This window comes from Acinetobacter sp. V91_7 (assembly GCF_031799075.1).
Taxonomy (GTDB): Bacteria; Pseudomonadota; Gammaproteobacteria; order Pseudomonadales; family Moraxellaceae; genus Acinetobacter; species Acinetobacter calcoaceticus.
The window spans coordinates 95,208-112,274 of sequence record NZ_JAVQNT010000042.1 but is presented as its reverse complement, the minus strand read 5'-3'; the positions used below and the strand labels follow the sequence as shown (position 1 = coordinate 112,274).

At 37.6% G+C, this 17,067-nt stretch carries 15 protein-coding genes; 6 read left to right on the top strand and 9 right to left on the bottom strand.

Going from position 1 to position 17,067, the window contains the following annotated elements; translation table 11 throughout:
* Positions 1-2 precede the first annotated feature (2 nt).
* The gene (locus RMB03_RS14745) at positions 3-761 is read left to right on the top strand and encodes a glycosyltransferase family 25 protein (RefSeq protein ID WP_045435562.1); all 759 of its coding nucleotides are present in this window, start codon (positions 3-5) and stop codon (positions 759-761) included.
* 38 nt (positions 762-799) lie between these two features.
* Positions 800-1,744 (top strand): glycosyltransferase family A protein, encoded by a 945-nt coding sequence (locus RMB03_RS14740; RefSeq protein ID WP_311076732.1) that lies wholly within the window; start codon positions 800-802, stop codon positions 1,742-1,744.
* A gap of 6 nt (positions 1,745-1,750) precedes the next feature.
* Here RMB03_RS14740 and RMB03_RS14735 read toward each other — a convergent pair whose 3' ends face one another.
* Together RMB03_RS14735 and RMB03_RS14730 are read right to left on the bottom strand one after the other, a co-directional pair.
* Positions 1,751-2,674 carry a capsular polysaccharide synthesis protein gene (locus RMB03_RS14735; protein WP_311076731.1) on the bottom strand — a complete coding sequence of 308 codons (924 nt, stop codon included), beginning with the start codon at positions 2,672-2,674 and terminating at the stop codon, positions 1,751-1,753.
* 32 nt (positions 2,675-2,706) lie between these two features.
* Positions 2,707-2,922: a hypothetical protein gene (locus RMB03_RS14730; RefSeq protein WP_005036150.1), complete on the bottom strand. Its 216-nt coding sequence runs from the start codon at positions 2,920-2,922 to the stop codon at positions 2,707-2,709.
* A gap of 204 nt (positions 2,923-3,126) precedes the next feature.
* Between RMB03_RS14730 and RMB03_RS14725 the strand changes: the two genes are divergently transcribed.
* Positions 3,127-4,155 carry a stealth conserved region 3 domain-containing protein gene (locus RMB03_RS14725; protein ID WP_311076730.1) on the top strand — a complete coding sequence of 343 codons (1,029 nt, stop codon included), beginning with the start codon at positions 3,127-3,129 and terminating at the stop codon, positions 4,153-4,155.
* Positions 4,156-4,220: 65 nt separating this feature from the next.
* Here RMB03_RS14725 and aspS read toward each other — a convergent pair whose 3' ends face one another.
* Both aspS and RMB03_RS14715 read right to left on the bottom strand, forming a co-directional pair.
* Positions 4,221-6,005 (bottom strand): aspartate--tRNA ligase, encoded by a 1,785-nt coding sequence (gene aspS, locus RMB03_RS14720; protein ID WP_005036159.1) that lies wholly within the window; start codon positions 6,003-6,005, stop codon positions 4,221-4,223.
* A 170-nt stretch (positions 6,006-6,175) separates the two neighbouring features.
* Positions 6,176-6,940 (bottom strand): DUF4184 family protein, encoded by a 765-nt coding sequence (locus RMB03_RS14715; RefSeq protein ID WP_311076729.1) that lies wholly within the window; start codon positions 6,938-6,940, stop codon positions 6,176-6,178.
* Positions 6,941-7,076: 136 nt separating this feature from the next.
* Between RMB03_RS14715 and znuD the strand changes: the two genes are divergently transcribed.
* Together znuD and RMB03_RS14705 are read left to right on the top strand one after the other, a co-directional pair.
* Positions 7,077-9,152, top strand: a complete 2,076-nt coding sequence (gene znuD / locus RMB03_RS14710) for a zinc piracy TonB-dependent receptor ZnuD (RefSeq protein WP_311076728.1) — start codon at positions 7,077-7,079, stop codon at positions 9,150-9,152.
* A gap of 75 nt (positions 9,153-9,227) precedes the next feature.
* Entirely contained in the window at positions 9,228-10,691 is a 1,464-nt protein-coding gene (locus tag RMB03_RS14705) for a phospholipase D family protein (RefSeq protein ID WP_311076727.1), read from the top strand.
* Between the two features lie 195 nt (positions 10,692-10,886).
* Here the strand turns inward: RMB03_RS14705 and RMB03_RS14700 are convergent, their stop codons facing one another.
* Positions 10,887-11,333, bottom strand: coding sequence for a hypothetical protein (locus tag RMB03_RS14700; protein ID WP_004638883.1), 447 nt, complete (start codon positions 11,331-11,333; stop codon positions 10,887-10,889).
* Between the two features lie 165 nt (positions 11,334-11,498).
* On the opposite strand from RMB03_RS14700, the gene RMB03_RS14695 reads away from it, so the two are divergent.
* On the top strand, positions 11,499-11,888 hold the full coding sequence (locus RMB03_RS14695) for an RcnB family protein (RefSeq protein WP_005036171.1): 390 nt from the start codon (positions 11,499-11,501) through the stop codon (positions 11,886-11,888).
* A 48-nt stretch (positions 11,889-11,936) separates the two neighbouring features.
* On the opposite strand, the gene RMB03_RS14690 is transcribed toward RMB03_RS14695, so the two are convergent.
* The 4 genes from RMB03_RS14690 to RMB03_RS14675 form a co-directional block, all read right to left on the bottom strand.
* Complete coding sequence (locus tag RMB03_RS14690; RefSeq protein WP_311076726.1) at positions 11,937-12,419, bottom strand: phosphate-starvation-inducible PsiE family protein; 483 nt, start codon at positions 12,417-12,419, stop codon at positions 11,937-11,939.
* A 119-nt stretch (positions 12,420-12,538) separates the two neighbouring features.
* Positions 12,539-14,320 (bottom strand): acyl-CoA dehydrogenase C-terminal domain-containing protein, encoded by a 1,782-nt coding sequence (locus RMB03_RS14685; protein ID WP_311076725.1) that lies wholly within the window; start codon positions 14,318-14,320, stop codon positions 12,539-12,541.
* A 167-nt stretch (positions 14,321-14,487) separates the two neighbouring features.
* A complete protein-coding gene (locus RMB03_RS14680) occupies positions 14,488-16,290 on the bottom strand; it encodes an acyl-CoA dehydrogenase C-terminal domain-containing protein (protein WP_004638893.1) in 1,803 nt (600 codons plus the stop codon).
* A 289-nt stretch (positions 16,291-16,579) separates the two neighbouring features.
* Positions 16,580-16,957 carry a hypothetical protein gene (locus tag RMB03_RS14675; RefSeq protein ID WP_005309618.1) on the bottom strand — a complete coding sequence of 126 codons (378 nt, stop codon included), beginning with the start codon at positions 16,955-16,957 and terminating at the stop codon, positions 16,580-16,582.
* Positions 16,958-17,067 lie beyond the last annotated feature (110 nt).

Here is a 17,067-nt window from a genome sequence, read left to right as displayed (position 1 = left end):
TAATGAAGATTTATGTTGTAACTATCGAAGATGAAAAATCACCTCGTTTAAGTAAGTTCCTCGGCCAAAATTTTTTCAAGACGAGTAAGGTTGACTACACAAAAGTAGGCGTTAAAGGGGTGGATTTATCCGTAAAACAATATTTTGAAATGGCTGTAAAAGGTCGTTCCCAACCTTTAACACCGAGTGAGCTAGGCTGTACCTTATCTCATTTAAAAGCTTTAGAGCTTTTTCTTGAGTCGGAAGATGAATATGCATTGATTTTTGAAGATGATGCAATATTGCCTGATGATTTAACGATTGATAAGTTAAAAGAAGAATTAGAAAAAGTAGCTTTACCATCGAATTTACTATTTAGTTTAGGCGGCATTCAAATGAAGGAGTGCCTAAAAACAAGAGGTGAATTTAAAGACTATAATTTTTTAAATAAAAAAGTATTAGAAGTGGTTCCAGATTTTTTCCATCGTGCTTGCTATGCTTTTGCATACGTTGTTGATAGAAAAATGGCTGAAACATTACTTAAATATCATCATAAAATAAGAAAAGCAGATGATTGGAGTTATTTATTTGATTTTGATTCAACTGTTCATATCTTAATGTCATTTATTGTCGATCATCCAGTAATTGAAATTGGAGAAAAAGATCCAATATTAAGTCGGTTAGAAAGTGAAAGAGCAAAATCTGAAGATTTAGAAAAAAGTAAATATGGTCATGGTTTAAGAAAAAATTTGGCGAAATTATCATATAAGCGATACTTTTAAATTTTTTAATTATATTTTTAAGTTTAGAGATATTTTATATGACAGCTTTAGTTAGTATTATTGTGCCAGCTTATAATGCCTCACATACTATTCTTGATACTATTAGATCAATAGACGAACAAACTTATACAAATTTTGAGTGCATAATTGTAGATGATGGGTCAAATGATAGTGCTGAGTTGTGTGAAAATATATCGGATTATCTAAGTAAAGATAGATATAAATATTTTAAAAAAGCAAATGGGGGAGTGTCGAGTGCTAGAAACTGGGGAGCAAATAATGCTTCTGGTGATTATTTGATGTTTGTTGACTCTGATGACAAAATTGCATCTAGCTATATTGAAAAATGCTTAAATATATTGAAAACACGTCCTGATTTAGTATTAGTGTGTACAAATGTTCAAGAGTTTGAACGCTCAAATAATAAGATTAGCCATAAAATAGTAAGTTTAAAAGAGTTCATTTTTCATAATGCTATTTTTCCATGTATTGCTCTAATGCGGACTACTGACTTTAAAAGAGTAGGAGGCTATGATGAAAAACTTAAAGTTTGTGAAGATTGGAACTTATATATCTCTTTATTAAAGAATAATAAAAACTATTTTGTTATTCCAGAATATTTATATTTTTATAGAAAAAGATCAGATCAGTCTAGTTTAACTGATCAAATCGATTGTCAAAAAATTTCAAAAGAAATTGCTTTGAATAGAATATTTGATAACCATAAAGATTTATACAGTGATCATCTTGGATCAATCTGGAACATGGTTGAGAAGAATAATGAAATCATAAAAATTTCTAAACGGTATAGTAGAGGTATTAGTCTCATTTTCATTGTATCATTAATAAGTTTCTTTATTACATTCTGGAATGGTTCCACTCGATATATTCAAATAACTCTAATTTTTAATATATTTATTTTTGCCCTATTTCTTTTTTTTAATAATAAATTTAAAAAAGAAGTAACTAAATATAGATATTAATGGGTTTTAAAAATCAAGAAGTGAATTTTTCTTAACTTTATTTGATTTAATATATGGCTCTAATAAATTTCTATCTGAGCCAATTAGCTTTATAAGGTATGGCATATTTAATGGCTTATAGTTTAATACTAATGACTCAATAAAGTGGATATTAGATTTATCGTTGAAACTATGGTAAATAAAAGCGTTCTCATCACAGTTAATTAATGTGATGCTCATCTCTGCTCTTCTAAGAACTTTTTGACAAGCTACATAAATAACTAGATATTCAAGTCGGCCAATGTTTTGAAAATATTCATCATAGTTTGGACATGATTTTTTTATCTCATGAATGTAGTTTTTAATTCCTAACTTAACTGCATAAATGAGCTCATCTAACCACTCTTTAAAGAAAATATTATTTCTCTCTGAGGCTAAAAGCCAACTTTCAATGACTGGGTACTGTTTTACAGTTGTATTGGCATTTCTATAATATCCAAACGCTTTGGTTTTATTGATATTACATAGATCAATAATCCAGTCTAAATTACTATATAGAATTACACTTGCATCAACCCATATACCACCATGTTTATATAATAAATATAAGCGTAGTAGATCAGATTTTAATTGAGGAGTGAGACCTTCAAATTGAGAAAAGTCAATTTCACAAAAATCATTTATATTGTTATTATCTAAAATGTGAACAGTATATTCATGATTCAAACTTTTAATACGTTCTAAACAACGTTCTACAAGTTCTGGTTTTTTAGAGTCCCAGTATATCCATATGATTTTGGGAATATTAATTTTACCTTCAGATTGAGGATGAAGGGTAATTAGATTTGCTAGGTTGTTAGGTTCAAGATTTTTGATACGCTTATCTATATAGAATTTAAGATGGAACCTTAAAAGGAAAAAAATTTTTCTTGTAGATTTGCGTAAACCCATAACAACCTCAAATGATAAATAAAAAGAATTTTTTATTTATCCGTATTTCCTTTTAAAACCATATAAATCAGCGCAACAAAAATAAGCAATGCACCTGCTAAGCTACTTACGCAGAAATAAAGAATACGTTGATTTGTATTGATGTTAAATAATTCATTTGCAAGGATATAGCGCATGAAAAACCATTGCGCAAGAGAGAATACAATTACGATTAAAGCATGTCGACGTACATCAGGGCGCATTGCCATAATGAATCACCAAGGGAGAAAAAGTGGAGGTATTATGCCATTTGCCCACTCTCATCTCAATAGAGCCTTAATTGAGTAAAATTGTGTAGAAAAACTAAAATTATGAATAGATTGTGAATTTTTATTAACATTAATAAACTTTGAGGTCCATTTTTTATCTGAAATTTTTTAGTAAATTTCTGTACTTATTTGGATATATGTTTAATGCAGCCTGTTGATTTTGTAATGATTTGGGTGGATTCAACCGATACGAACTGGCAGCAACAATACATATATTATAAATCCAAAGAAACTAAAACAAAGGTAGTTGAACTCGTTGATCAATGTCGCTATCGCGACTGGAATAATCTTCATTACTGGTTTAGATCTGTTGAGAAATTTTGTCCGTGGGTCAGAACGATCCATCTGGTGACTTGTGGGCATTTCCCTGAATTTTTAGTCAAAAATCATCCGAAATTAAATTTGGTCACACACGATCAAATTATAGAACCCAACTGCTTACCGACATTTAACTCACATGCCATTGAAATCAATATTCATAAAATTGAGGGGTTGGCAGAACATTTTGTCTATTTTAATGATGATACCTTTATCAATAGACCTTTAGGGCCAGAGTTCTTTTTTAAAAATGGTTTACCTTGTGATGGTGTGCGTTTACAGCCACTCATGGTGGTAGGTGAAGAGAACTTTTTAGGCGCAGTTGCTTTGACTGATGTTGCAATTATTAATAAACATTTTGATAAGCGAAAATTATTTCATAAAAATCCTTATGCTCTTTTTAATTATCGCTATTCTATGAGCAGTAATTTGGGGAATTTTTTAAGTTTATATAATCGAAAATTCTCAAGCTTTTATAGTACTCATTTGCCTCAACCATTTTTGAAGTCAGTCTTTGAGGAAGTGTGGAAAACTGAAGAGGCTTACTTAAAAGAAGTATCAAGTCATCGGTTTAGACAGCCTTTAGATGTTAATCAGTATCTTTTTCGGTTGTGGCAGTTGTGCTCAGGTCGCTTTTATCCTGTCAATATATTTGAACGTGGTCAAAACTTTAACTTAAGGCTACAAAATCTTCCTGAAATTAATCAAGTGATTAAGAATGAAAGGCTTCCACAGATTTGCCTAAATGACGATGAACATGTGGTCGATTTTGAAAAGCTTAAAACAGAAATTATTCAAATTTTTGATCAAAAATTTAAAAAGCTCTCAAGTTTTGAAAAAGAAATATCTCATTAAAATTTGAAAATTAATGAATAAAAAACCCTGCATAAGCAGGGTTTTTTAATTTGAAAATCTAAAAATTATTTAGTTTCTTCAGCTTTTGGCTTTTCACGTAAGCGGATGCCCAAGTCACGAAGCTGATTTGCTTCAACAGGAGCAGGTGCTTGAGTAAGTGGACATTCAGCAGTCTTAGTTTTAGGGAATGCAATAACGTCACGAATAGAAGTCGCGCCAGTCATTAACATCACTAAACGGTCAAGACCAAATGCCAAACCACCGTGAGGAGGAGCACCGTAACGAAGCGCATTTAGTAAGAAGCTGAATTTCTCTTCTGCTTCTTCATCAGAAATACCAAGCGCTTCAAAAATCGCTTTTTGCATTTCTAATGTATAAATACGAAGTGAACCACCACCAACTTCAGTACCGTTCAATACCATGTCGTAAGCAACAGAAAGTGCTTCACCTGGATTGCTCTTCACTTCTTCTACGCTTGATTTTGGTAGCGTGAATGGATGATGAACAGAAGTCCATTTGCCATCGTCAGTTTCTTCAAACATTGGGAAGTCAACAACCCAAAGTGGAGCCCACTCACAAGTTGAAAGATTCAAATCATGGCCAATCTTCACACGAAGAGCACCCATTGCATCATTTACAACTTTAGCTTTATCTGCACCGAAGAATACGATATCGCCATCTTGCGCACCAACACGTGCCAACAATTCAAGTACGATCGGTTCAATGAATTTCACGATTGGAGATTGAAGACCTTCAATTCCTTTAGCGAGTTCATTAACTTTGATGTAAGCCAAACCTTTTGCACCATAGATGCCAACGAATTTGGTGTATTCATCGATTGCACTACGTGGCAATGACGCTGCACCTGGAACACGTAAAGCAACAATACGACCTTTAGGATCTTTTGCAGGACCCGCAAATACTTTGAACTCTACTTCTTGCATTAAGTCTGCAACATCGACGAGTTTCAACGGAATACGCATATCAGGTTTGTCTGATGCATAGTCACGCATTGCATCTGCGTAAGTCATACGTTGGAATTTATCGAATTTAACGCCAAGAAGTTCATCGAACATCTTTACAGTAAGGACTTCCATTAAGTCCATAATGTCATCGTCACTCATGAACGATGTTTCAACGTCGATTTGAGTAAATTCTGGTTGACGATCAGCACGTAAGTCTTCGTCACGGAAACATTTTGCGATTTGGTAGTAACGATCAATACCACCCACCATCAACAATTGTTTGAATAATTGTGGTGATTGTGGAAGTGCATAGAAACTGCCATTTTGTACACGACTTGGTACTAAGTAGTCACGCGCACCTTCAGGTGTTGCACGTGTCAAAATAGGTGTTTCAACGTCTAAGAAACCATTGTCTTCGAAATAATTACGAATAAGATTGGTCAATTTAGAACGGAAGCGTAAACGATCCAACATTTCAGGACGACGAATATCTAAGAAACGATATTTCAAACGAATTTCTTCAGAAATATTGGTATTTTCATCATTTAAAGGGAATGGAGGTGTTTCTGAAGCGGCAAGAACTTCGATGTCTTTACCTAAAACTTCAATTTGACCACTCACCATATTGGCATTTTCAGTACCTTCATAACGGCGACGAACACGACCTGTAATTTTTAATACATATTCAGAACGTGCTTTATCTGCAGTTGCAAATGCTTCTGGAGTATCTGGGTCAATAACTACTTGAACGAGACCATCACGGTCACGCATATCAAGGAAAATAACACCGCCATGGTCACGGCGACGATGTACCCAACCGCATAGTGTAACGGTTTGGTCGATTTGGGCTTCAGTTAAAGAGCCACAGTAATGAGTTCGCATCATAATGAAGATTATCCAAACTATATTGGCTGAAAAGACGGATGCGTAAACCGCGCACCGTCAAAAAAATAAGTTTTCGATTATGCCTTGTTGCATGGTTTGTCACAAGAAGTAGATCAAAAAACCGCAGAAATTAACCTGAAAATGAGCAATTTGGCAGCAAGTTTCCTGATTCATCCCATTCTTTGTTGCCGATCTAAAAACAAGAATAATAAGCATCCTAAGCTAAAGGTGCTTAACCAGCCCTGCATAAACTCATTAATCGAACGGCCTGTAAAATAATAGGTGTCGGCGTGCCAAACCTCATGAGGAATGTAGCGAGCATAATCCCAAAAAGAAAATAAACCCAAGAGCGTAGATAGAATAAATAAAGACCATGCAAAAATTTTAATTTTTCTACTTACTTTCCAATGTTGTTTATAGCGCTGGTAATAGTGAATACACATCCAAGCGAGAAAAGGCAAAGCAAGAGCAGATGAGCCAAGTTGTAAAAGACGATGTAATGGATATGGACGTCCAAAAAGATGAACTGTTGTCGCTAATACATCTTTAAATACAAAGGTCCGAAAGTCTGCATGCGTTAAACCATCCCAAATCAGATGAGTCGCTATGCCGATGATGAGTGCAAATATGATTCCAATAAAAAATATAGAAATACGTTTTAAAGAATTGAGCGCAAGATCATGTTGAATACCAAAAAAACGGTAAATCACTGGGCGGTAAAGAAAATACCAAACGGCACAAAAGACCAAGCCTAACGCAAGATTGGGATAAATCAGACCTTTCCATTGGTGAGTCAGCATGCTGGAATGAACTGTAAATAAGCGGTAAAGATCGGGTGTCATACTCCCAATTGCTAAAGCAGCAATCGGTAAAGTGTTTTGGCTAAGCTTGGATAGAGGAGGAGCTATAACGGCATGAGAGATTGTAAAAGGCATTAGAAATCAAAAATTACTCACATCATTCAAACGAACAGTCTAGCGAATCATCGGTTAATAAATGTTTTTTATTGCAAAACAACTGAAATGTTATAATATAACAAAACAAAAGGCATAGCGATTAGAGAATCACCTCATGTTGTTCTATAAAAATATTTTGACCTTATCCATTTTAGCTGTCATATCCGTTCCTTCGTTTGCAGCAGAAAATGAAAATGTTGAAAAGTTAGAAACCATTCGAATTAAGGCTCATCCACTTGAGCAAACCTCACAAGATTTTGCTGTTGCAGATACTGTCGTTGACCAAAAGCATTTATCGCAAGGTGCTGCGACCATTGGGGATGCACTCAGTAGCGAAGTGGGAATTTACGCTAATCAGTTTGGGGCTGGTTCGAGTCGCCCAGTCATCCGTGGACAAGATGGGCCACGCGTTAAAGTACTTCAAAATTCATCAGAAAATATTGATGTCTCGACGTTGTCTCCTGACCACGCTGTCACTGTAGATCCTGTGCTGGCGAAACAAGTCGAAGTAATTCGCGGCCCTTCAACTTTACTGTTTGGTGCGGGGACCGTCGGTGGTTTAGTCAACGTCATTGATAACAAGATCCCTACGCAAATGCCTGAAAACGGTTATGAAGGACAAGTTGGCTTACGTTACAACACTGGAAGTGATGAAAAACTGGCGAGTGCTGGTGTAACTGTTGGCTTGGGTAGCCAAGTTGCTTTACGTGTTGAAGGGTTAACACGTGATGCGAATAACTACATTGCGCCAAATTATATTCATGAGGGTGAAAAAGAGCGTCGTGTAGATAATACTTTTGCTCAGGGTGATTCAGTTAACGTTGGGTTGTCTTGGATTTATGACCGCGGTTATACCGGCATTTCTTATAGCAACCGTCGAGACCAATATGGTTTGCCTGGGCATAGCCATGAATACGAAAGTTGTAGTGCTCATCTAACGGGAATACCGCATTTACATTGTGGCGATCATGAGCATGAAGATGGTGAAGAAGCTCATGATCATGGAAATGAAGAACACGAGCACGAACATGGTGGTCCATGGATTGATTTAAAATCTGAGCGTTATGACTTTAAAACTGAGTTAAATGATCCATTTGCAGGCTTTCAAAAGTTACGTGCTCAGGCGAGCTATACCGATTATCAGCATGATGAAATTGAAGAAGGCGCGATTGCTACCCGATTCCAAAACAAAGGCTATGACGGCCGTATTGAGTTAGTACATAACCCTATTGCTGATTGGGAAGGGGTCATTGGCGCGCAGTTAGGCCAGCAAAAATTAGATTTGACTGGCGAAGAAGCTTTTATGGCTCCGACCACTACCAAAAAGTGGAGTGTATTTGCCTTAGAACATAAACAATGGAAAGACGTACATTTTGAGCTTTCTGCACGTGCAGATCAGCAAGAAATTGATGTAGACGACAACTCAAAACAAGATTTTGATGGTTCGGCATTTTCTTACGCAGGTGCTGCGAACTGGGAGTTTGCGCCAAACTACAAACTCTCTTTTGTAGCTTCACATCAAGAACGTCTGCCTTTAGCTCAAGAGTTATATGCAAATGGTGGGCACTTTGCGACAAATACTTATGAGCTAGGAAATGATCAACTCAGTAAGGAAAAATCGAATAATGTTGAGTTAGGTTTGCATTTTGATAAGGACAAACTCGACTATCATCTTCATGTTTACCATAACTGGTTTGATGACTACATCTATGCGCAAACCCTTGACCGCTATAAAGACTTCCGTTTAGTTAAATACACTCAAGATAAAGCACGTTTCTATGGTGCAGAGGGTGAAATTGGTTATCAAATTACCCCAATGTACAAGATCAGTGCTTTTGGTGACTATGTGCGCGGCAAAATTGATGCAGAAGGTAATGCTCCACGTATTCCAGCAGGACGTTTAGGTACTAAAGTCGACGCAGACTTTGGTGATGGTTTTAGCGGTTCTGCCGAGTATTATCATGTCTTTAACCAAGACAAAATCGCGGCATACGAGACCGAAACTGAAGGCTATAATATGCTCAATCTTGGTGTGGCATATTCAGGGCAATATGCTGCAAAAACGGATTATCGTGTGTACTTAAAAGCTAACAATTTGTTAGATGACACCGTTTATCAACATGCATCATTCTTATCAAATATTCCACAAGTTGGACGCAATTTTACAGTAGGTGTTGATTTTAAATTTTAAGGGTTTAACACGAAACTAAACTTGAAAAATCAAACCAAAAGACCTAACTTGAAACTATCAAGTTAGGTCTTTTTTATGCGTATTTTTCAACGAATTCATCAAAAAATAAATTGGTCAGGGCGTCGTTATATGGCGATATTACTTTGCGTTGTTGCTATTGCATATCTTGCATCGGCAATTTACCACACAGTAAAACCATTGCCACAAGGGATTAACTTTAGTGGCAAGCTTAGACATGCCGATGTCAAATTTTTAGCAGATAAAACCTACCTTGATGCAAAAGGGCAACAACAGGTTGATCAGCACATCTTTGATGAAATCTTGAAAATGATTGATGAGGCCAAAGCCACGATTGTGGTGGATATGTTCTTGTTTAATTCAGAAGTTGGCGATTCAAAAATAAAGCAAAGACCACTCATGCAAGAGTTAACTGATGCATTGGTAAGTAAAAAAAGACAAAATCGCCAAATTCAGATTGTAATGATTACTGACCCGATTAACTCGGTCTATGGGGGCTTAAAACCTGAAAATTACCGTCAGTTACGTCAAGCAGGTGTTGATGTGATTGAAACCAATTTAGGCCCATTACGTGCGTCTAACCCATTCTGGTCCGGCTTATGGTACATCTGCTGCCAGAATGTTGGAAATAATCCTGAAAAAGGCTGGTTACCAAATCCGTTCGGTGATGAAAAAATTACACTGCGTAGCTATTTAAACTTATTTAACTTTAAGGCAAATCACCGTAAAACCGTGGTCGTCGATACCGATGCGGGCTGGAAATCACTCGTAACTTCTGCAAACCCACATGATGGTAGTTCTAGACACTCAAATGTTGCTTTGGTTGTAACGGGAGCCACAGCAGCTGATGTTCTACAAACTGAAGCAGCGGTTGCACGAATGTCGGGAAGTAGTGCACCCTCACTCATTTTAGGTGATTTTGAAAAAGACGTAACTAAACCTCAAGTCCAAGTCTTAACTGAAGGGGCGATTTATCAATCTGTATTAAAATTGATTAACTCAGCTAAGCCTAAAGAGCACCTTGATTTAAGTATGTTCTATTTATCTGAACGTAAGATTATTCAGGCTCTAAAAAGTGCTAAAGAAAGAGGTGTTATTGTCCGAGTTTTGCTTGATCCAAATAAAGATGCTTTTGGCAGACAAAAGAACGGTATTCCAAACCGACAAGTTGCTTCAGAGCTACATGCTACGGGCATTCCAATTCGTTGGTGTGATACGCATGGCGAGCAGAACCATAGCAAAATGATATTAAAATATAACGCTCATCAAGCTGAGTTGATTGTAGGATCGGCTAATTTTACAGCCCGTAATTTAAAAAATTATAACCTTGAAACTGACATGCTGGTGATTGGTAAAGTTCAAGATCAAGTCTTTAAAGATGCGCAAGATTACTTCAATACCTCGTGGTCAAACATGCAAGGTAGACAGATGAGCGTGGACTATGCGAAGTATGCAGATGAGTCTAAAGTGAAGTATTGGATTTATCGTTTTATGGAATGGTCAGGATTGTCGACTTTCTAATGACCACCCTTGGGATTTTCCAGAAAATGGCAAGGTGATTGGCGACATGGATGTCGCCGTTTCACTGTGTAGCAGGGAAGCCACATCAGTGAAACAAAGGTTTTTGTCACTTTTGACCTTTCAAAAGTGAGGCATTAGCCTATACAAAAAAAATTAGAACATCACTGTAAGTAAAGGCTGTGCCATAAGTCCGATTTAAGGTGCTGGAGGAATCAACTGATCCAAAGTCTTATCATCTAACTTTTCTAATTCACTCAAATCAGTCTTAATTTTCCATTGTGACTCATCATCAACAGGATTTGGTAAACGTGCTTCAAGCCAATCACAGACCACATCTGGAGAAAACTCCGGATGATTACATTGAATAATCCACGATAAAAAATCTTTTGCTTCACCATTCATATACGGAGGTGGAGAAACAGGAAAGAATAAGGTCGGTAGGCGTTCATTTGTTGATAGGTAGTTTAAAACATGCCCTAACTCTTGGACTGTTTGCCATGCAAGTGGGTGTTCTACATCAATACTGAACTTAAACCACCAAGCGTGTTCGCCATCTGCTCCATTCGCCATGATACGTGCTTCTTGCACACTTGGAACTTTGCAGAAAAACTGATGAAGACGTTCAAAACTGATTTCAGACACAGCAATTGACCTAGCTAGAAAAAAGCTAATGTTAGCATAGATACAGATTCTTCATATTTTCTTTATAGTCATTACAAACCTTAGCAATGTTATCTGTTTTATTCATGGTTTCTCCTTGGCTGTCTTCTAATCTAGCTTCATATCAAGATTAAAAGGAAATAGGGCATGAAAAAGCCAATCGTTCTTGTACTTTCGACGTTAATGTTAGGTATATCTGCTACCGCGATGGCCGATACAAATCATCGTTGGGATAATAACCATGGTAGAGACCATGACCGATATGAACATCGTGATCGTGATGACCGTCGCCACGATTATCGTAATGATCATCGGGCTCCAAGTTGGTCAAATGCCGATCGTGGTAAGCACTATGGTCGATATGTAGCATTTAAACGCGGTGATCGTATTCCAGCAGAATACCGCAATAGTCGCTATTATGTTTCGGACTGGAGATCGCATCGTTTGTATGAGCCGCCACGTGGATACCGTTGGGTTAAAACGCCTAACCAATATTTACTCGTAGACTCGAAACATCAAATTTATCGTGTTCGTTAATTTTGAAATATAGAATATATAAATGGCCTCAATCTTGAGGCCATTTTTTTATGCTAATTCATCATCTTGAGGTTGAGGGGGCTTTAAGGTTGTGGGTGTTTTTGCATGCTTTTCTTTCATCACTGAAGGATAATTCCAAGATGCAAAACGAACAACTAAGATAGAAAGGGCTAAAATAAGAATTGAGCCTGTAATAATGACTTGGTCCATATCCGCTTTATGGTCATGTTGGATATCTGAAATGAGTAGACGGGTTAATGCCGTAATCGCAACATAAATAAGAAAGCGTACAGGCATATGATTGGTCTTAAAGTAAATCCCAACCATTGCTCCAAGCTCTAAGTATATAAATAATAATAAAATATCATCAATTGAAGCATACTTTTTGACTGTCAAAATTTCAAAAACAGTATTGGCTGCGGACCACGCCACCATACAGCCAATAATAAACAGGGCTAAATAATGAAAAGCTTCAACGGCATAATGACCAAATCGGTCCAGAATACGCTCATACTTTTTGGGATCAAGCATAGTAAAATCTTTTGTTTGTTTCGTAATGTTTAGAAATTAAACAAATTTCATGCCAATTGAAATAGTAGATACAAAATAAAAACGCCTGATTTTTCAGGCGTTTTTTATAAAGAACTTAATTAAGCTTGGTTCGTAAAGTAATCTTCACTAAAGCCCATAATTAAGTCAGAACCTGCTTTGATTTTAGCAATACGCGCATCAATATCTGGCAAGATACGTTCAACAAAGTATTGAGCTAAAGCAAGTTTGTTTTGATAGAAATCACCAGATTTATCTTTGGCAGCAGTAGCAATTTTCGCAAACATATAAGCGAAGCTGAGTAAACCAACTGCATGTAAATAATCAACCGCAGCTGAGTTCGGGAAGTCTACATTTTCAGCAGCTTGTTCGATAATAAACTGAGTGATTGCTTCAATTTCAGTTGCAGCATCTAAAGTTGCATCTTTAATAAAGTTCAAGTCTGTGTCTAAGTCATTTGCAAAGTCACGGATTTCAGTAATGTATTCAGCAATGAACGCACCGCCACATTTAATGGTTTTACGACCAATTAAATCTTGAGATTGAACGCCGTTTGTTCCTTCGTAAATTTGAGCAATACGAAGGTCACGAATGCATTGTTCCATACCCCATTCACGAATATAACCGTGGCCACCGAACACCATTTGAGCATCTAAAGTTGCTTGGAATGCTGTATCTGTAAGGTAAGCTTTAGCAATCGGCGTTAAAAGCGCAACGCGATTATTGGCTTTTTTCACTGCTTCTGCATCAGTTGAGAATTTAGTGATATCGAGCTGTTGACCTACATAGACCGCAAATGCACGTGATGCTTCATTGTTTGCACGTACGTTTAACAACATACGACGCACGTCACCATGTACCAAAATGCTATCAGCTGGTTTGTTTGGTGATTGAACACCTAATGCACTACGGCCTTGTAAGCGGTCAGTCGCATATTGTGCTGCATTTTGATATGCAAACTCAGATGCACCTAAACCTTGAATACCCATAGATAAACGTTCGTAGTTCATCATAACGAACATGGCAGCAAGACCTTCGTTTTCTTTACCAACGAGGTAACCTTTTGCTCCATCAAAGTTCATCACACAAGTGGCAGATGCTTTAATCCCCATTTTATGTTCGATAGAACCTGGACCAACTAGATTGCGTTCACCTAATGAACCATCTTCATTCACAAAGTACTTAGGTACGATGAACAAAGAAATACCACGTGAACCAGCAGGTGCATCTGGAGTTTTAGCAAGTACCAAGTGGATGATGTTTTCTGCTAAGTCGTTGTCACCACCAGTGATGAAGATTTTAGTACCTGTAATGTTATAAGTACCATCTTCATTAGGTTCAGCTTTAGTTTTGATAATACCTAAGTCAGTACCTGCATGTGGTTCTGTCAAACACATAGTGCCTGACCATTCGCCTGAATAAATCTTAGGTAAGTAAGTTTCTTTTTGTTCTTGAGATGCATAGCTGCTTAAAGCCATGCCTGCACCCACAGAAAGAAGCGGGTAGAGCATAAATGATGGGTTAGTTGCAAATAACATTTCATCAGAAAGAACGGTGAGCATTTTTGGCATGCCTTGACCGCCCCATTCTTCGTCGGCCCCTAAGCCAATCCAACCGCCTTCTGCATATTGACGGAATGCATCTTTAAAACCTGCTGGTGTGAACACCTCGCCGTTTTCATAGCGAGCGCCTTCTTCATCACCAGTACGGTTTAATGGATGAGTCACGTTCTGAGCAAATTTAGCCATTTCTTCTAAAATTGCTTCAGCAGTTGCAGCATCTACATGAGCGAGTTTCTCATTAGACTGCCAAAATTGTTCTGCTTTGAATACATCATTTAAGATGAATTTCATATCAGCTAAAGGAGCATTGTAAATTGGCATAATCGTTCACCTTTTTTGTGCACATTGGCCTGTGCTAGATATCCTGTTAAACGAAATGGATATGGAATTTAAAGTGTAAATTTATCATTGATTTTATAAAAAAAGGACCGTCAAAACTGAGCAGTCCTTTTTTGTTTTTTAACATTGCATATCGCAACTAACTATGGTTAGAAAGCGAAATGTTCAGCATCTAATGACATTAATGGATCTAAGCCACCAGCAATAACATCTACATGTGAGCGAACACGTGGCAAGATTTTTTTGAAGTAGAATCGAGCAGTTGTTACTTTTGCATTGTAGAAGTCAACTTCGCTAGTACCTTCTGCTAATTTCTCTTGTGCAACAAGTGCCATACGAGCCCATAGGTACGCTAAAGTGATATAACCTGAGAAGTAGAGGTAGTCTACAGCAGCAGCACCTACTTCATCTGGGTTTTGCATTGCGCGCATACCGATTTGCATGGTGAGATCGCCCCATTCTTTGTTAAGCGCTGCAAGCGGCTCAACAAATTCTTTCATGGCAGCGTTGTCTTTGTTTGCTTCAACAAATTTGTGAACCATTTTGGTAAAGTCTTTCAGCATTGCACCTTGAGTTTGCAATACTTTACGACCTAACAAATCAAGTGCCTGAATTTCAGTTGTACCTTCATACAAGCAAGAAATACGTGTATCACGTACGATTTGTTCCATGCCATGCTCAGAAATGAAACCATGACCACCGAAGACTTGAACACCGTGCTTAGCAGACTCAGAACCAGTTTCAGTTAAGAATGCTTTTGCAATTGGAGTCAATAAAGACAAGATGTTGTCAGCAAACTTACGCTCTTCTTCTGTTTCGCCTTTTTCAACGATGTCAGCGTATTGAGCAAGTAAGTAAACAAGTGCACGACCGCCTTCAGCAAACGCTTTTTGAGTTAAAAGCATATTACGTACAGCAGGGTGAACGATAATCGGATCTGCATCTTTTTCTGGAGCTTTCGGACCAGAAAGTGAACGCATTGCTAAACGTTCTTTCGCGTAAGTTAACGCACCTTGGAAAGATGATTCAGATGCTGCTAAACCTTGAACAGCAGTACCAATACGTGCTGTGTTCATGAAGGTGAACATACAGTTCAAACCACGGTTTTCAGGTCCAATCAAGTAACCTTTAGCTTGGTCAAAGTTGATGACACAAGTCGCGTTACCATGAATACCCATTTTGTGTTCGATAGAACCACAACGTACCGCATTACGCTCGCCAATAGTTCCATCTGCATTTACATGGAATTTAGGAACGATGAATAATGAGATACCTTTAGTACCTTTCGGTGCACCTGGTAAACGTGCAAGAACGATATGGATGATGTTTTCAGCCATGTCGTGTTCACCAGCAGAGATAAAGATTTTCTCGCCAGAGATTGCATAGCTACCATCAGCATTTGGTTCTGCTTTAGAGCGGATAATACCTAAGTCCGAACCTGCATGAGATTCAGTTAAGCACATCGTACCTGTCCAAACACCTGAAACAAGGTTTGGTAAATAAGTATCTTTCTGTTCATCAGAACCATGATGTTCTAATGTACGTACAGCTCCGTGAGACAAGCCAGGGTACATACCCCAAGACCAGTTTGCTGTACCAACCATTTCAGAAATTGCAATACCTAGAGAGTTAGGTAAAGCCTGACCACCGTATTGTTCTTCTGCTGATAAAGACGGGAAGCCAAGTTCAATATATTTTTGATAAGCTTCTTTAAAGCCTGTTGGAGTGGTAACTACGCCATCATTCCAAGTACAACCTTCGCGGTCGCCAACTTGGTTTAAAGGAGAAAGTTCATTTTCACAAAAGTCTGCCGCAGCTTCTAAATATTGATCAACCAATTCACGGCTTACGTTACCTTGGAAATCAGGTAATTTTGCATAGTGTTCTTCAGCATTTAATAATTCATGCAAAACGAATTGCATATCACGTAAGGGCGCTTTGTATTGTGGCATATCGGGTTCCTCAATACTGGTGAAACCAGAGTTATAATCTTAATCTATGAGAATGTGCCATGAGGCACCTTGGACTATTACATCGTGCAACAACTTGCATAACTGCACAAGCACCTCAGGACCTTTACTTTGTGACTGCAAAGTCAAGAAAAAAATGCTTAAACTAGCTAAGTGCTTTGAGTGTAAATACTTTTGGTTATGTTTATATGATACAAATAGTCAAAATCGTAAATAGTTATGTATAAACAAAAGACGCCTATAGGCGCCTTTTGTTTCATGATTTTTAGAATTATTTTGCTTGAGCTGATGCAGGAGCAGGGGCATTAACAGGAGGTTGAGGGCGTTTGGGTTCAAAACGAAGGTTACAAGTACCTTCAAGTGTCTTATCTCCAACTTGAACATTTACTGCTTGTCCGTTGGCCTTACCATCACATGCTTTTTGGATTTGTTCAAAGCGCGCTTGACGTTCTGCACGATGCTGTTCCCATGCTGCTTTTTGTTCTGGTGTGAACTCACGATGTTTCATACGGTGGTGGCCTTCACGTGGGCCATCTTGCATCATGCCACGTTCTGGCTTAGGTGGTTGAGTCGTCGATTGACAAGCCGCTAAACTTCCCATTGTTACAATTGCCGCACTGAATAATGCAATTTTTGCCGTCATTTTCATGTTTAAAAGCCTTTTAATGTTGTGTTTACTGATGGCTTAAAGATTAGATAATAAAGATGTAGAAACAATGGAGAGTTTTTCTTTTCGTTGTTGGTTACAATGCCAAATAT

Bases quoted from the DNA above. Each gene is read 5' to 3' on its own strand.
- RMB03_RS14725 (WP_311076730.1), top strand. From the start codon at position 3,127: ATGCAGCCTGTTGATTTTGTAATGATTTGGGTGGATTCAACCGATACG.
- RMB03_RS14730 (WP_005036150.1), bottom strand. From the start codon at position 2,922: ATGGCAATGCGCCCTGATGTACGTCGACATGCTTTAATCGTAATTGTA.
- RMB03_RS14705 (WP_311076727.1), top strand. From the start codon at position 9,228: ATGCGTATTTTTCAACGAATTCATCAAAAAATAAATTGGTCAGGGCGT.
- RMB03_RS14695 (WP_005036171.1), top strand. From the start codon at position 11,499: ATGAAAAAGCCAATCGTTCTTGTACTTTCGACGTTAATGTTAGGTATA.
- znuD (WP_311076728.1), top strand. From the start codon at position 7,077: ATGTTGTTCTATAAAAATATTTTGACCTTATCCATTTTAGCTGTCATA.
- RMB03_RS14715 (WP_311076729.1), bottom strand. From the start codon at position 6,940: ATGCCTTTTACAATCTCTCATGCCGTTATAGCTCCTCCTCTATCCAAG.
- RMB03_RS14745 (WP_045435562.1), top strand. From the start codon at position 3: ATGAAGATTTATGTTGTAACTATCGAAGATGAAAAATCACCTCGTTTA.
- RMB03_RS14740 (WP_311076732.1), top strand. From the start codon at position 800: ATGACAGCTTTAGTTAGTATTATTGTGCCAGCTTATAATGCCTCACAT.
- aspS (WP_005036159.1), bottom strand. From the start codon at position 6,005: ATGATGCGAACTCATTACTGTGGCTCTTTAACTGAAGCCCAAATCGAC.
- RMB03_RS14675 (WP_005309618.1), bottom strand. From the start codon at position 16,957: ATGAAAATGACGGCAAAAATTGCATTATTCAGTGCGGCAATTGTAACA.
- RMB03_RS14685 (WP_311076725.1), bottom strand. From the start codon at position 14,320: ATGCCAATTTACAATGCTCCTTTAGCTGATATGAAATTCATCTTAAAT.
- RMB03_RS14690 (WP_311076726.1), bottom strand. From the start codon at position 12,419: ATGCTTGATCCCAAAAAGTATGAGCGTATTCTGGACCGATTTGGTCAT.
- RMB03_RS14680 (WP_004638893.1), bottom strand. From the start codon at position 16,290: ATGCCACAATACAAAGCGCCCTTACGTGATATGCAATTCGTTTTGCAT.
- RMB03_RS14735 (WP_311076731.1), bottom strand. From the start codon at position 2,674: ATGGGTTTACGCAAATCTACAAGAAAAATTTTTTTCCTTTTAAGGTTC.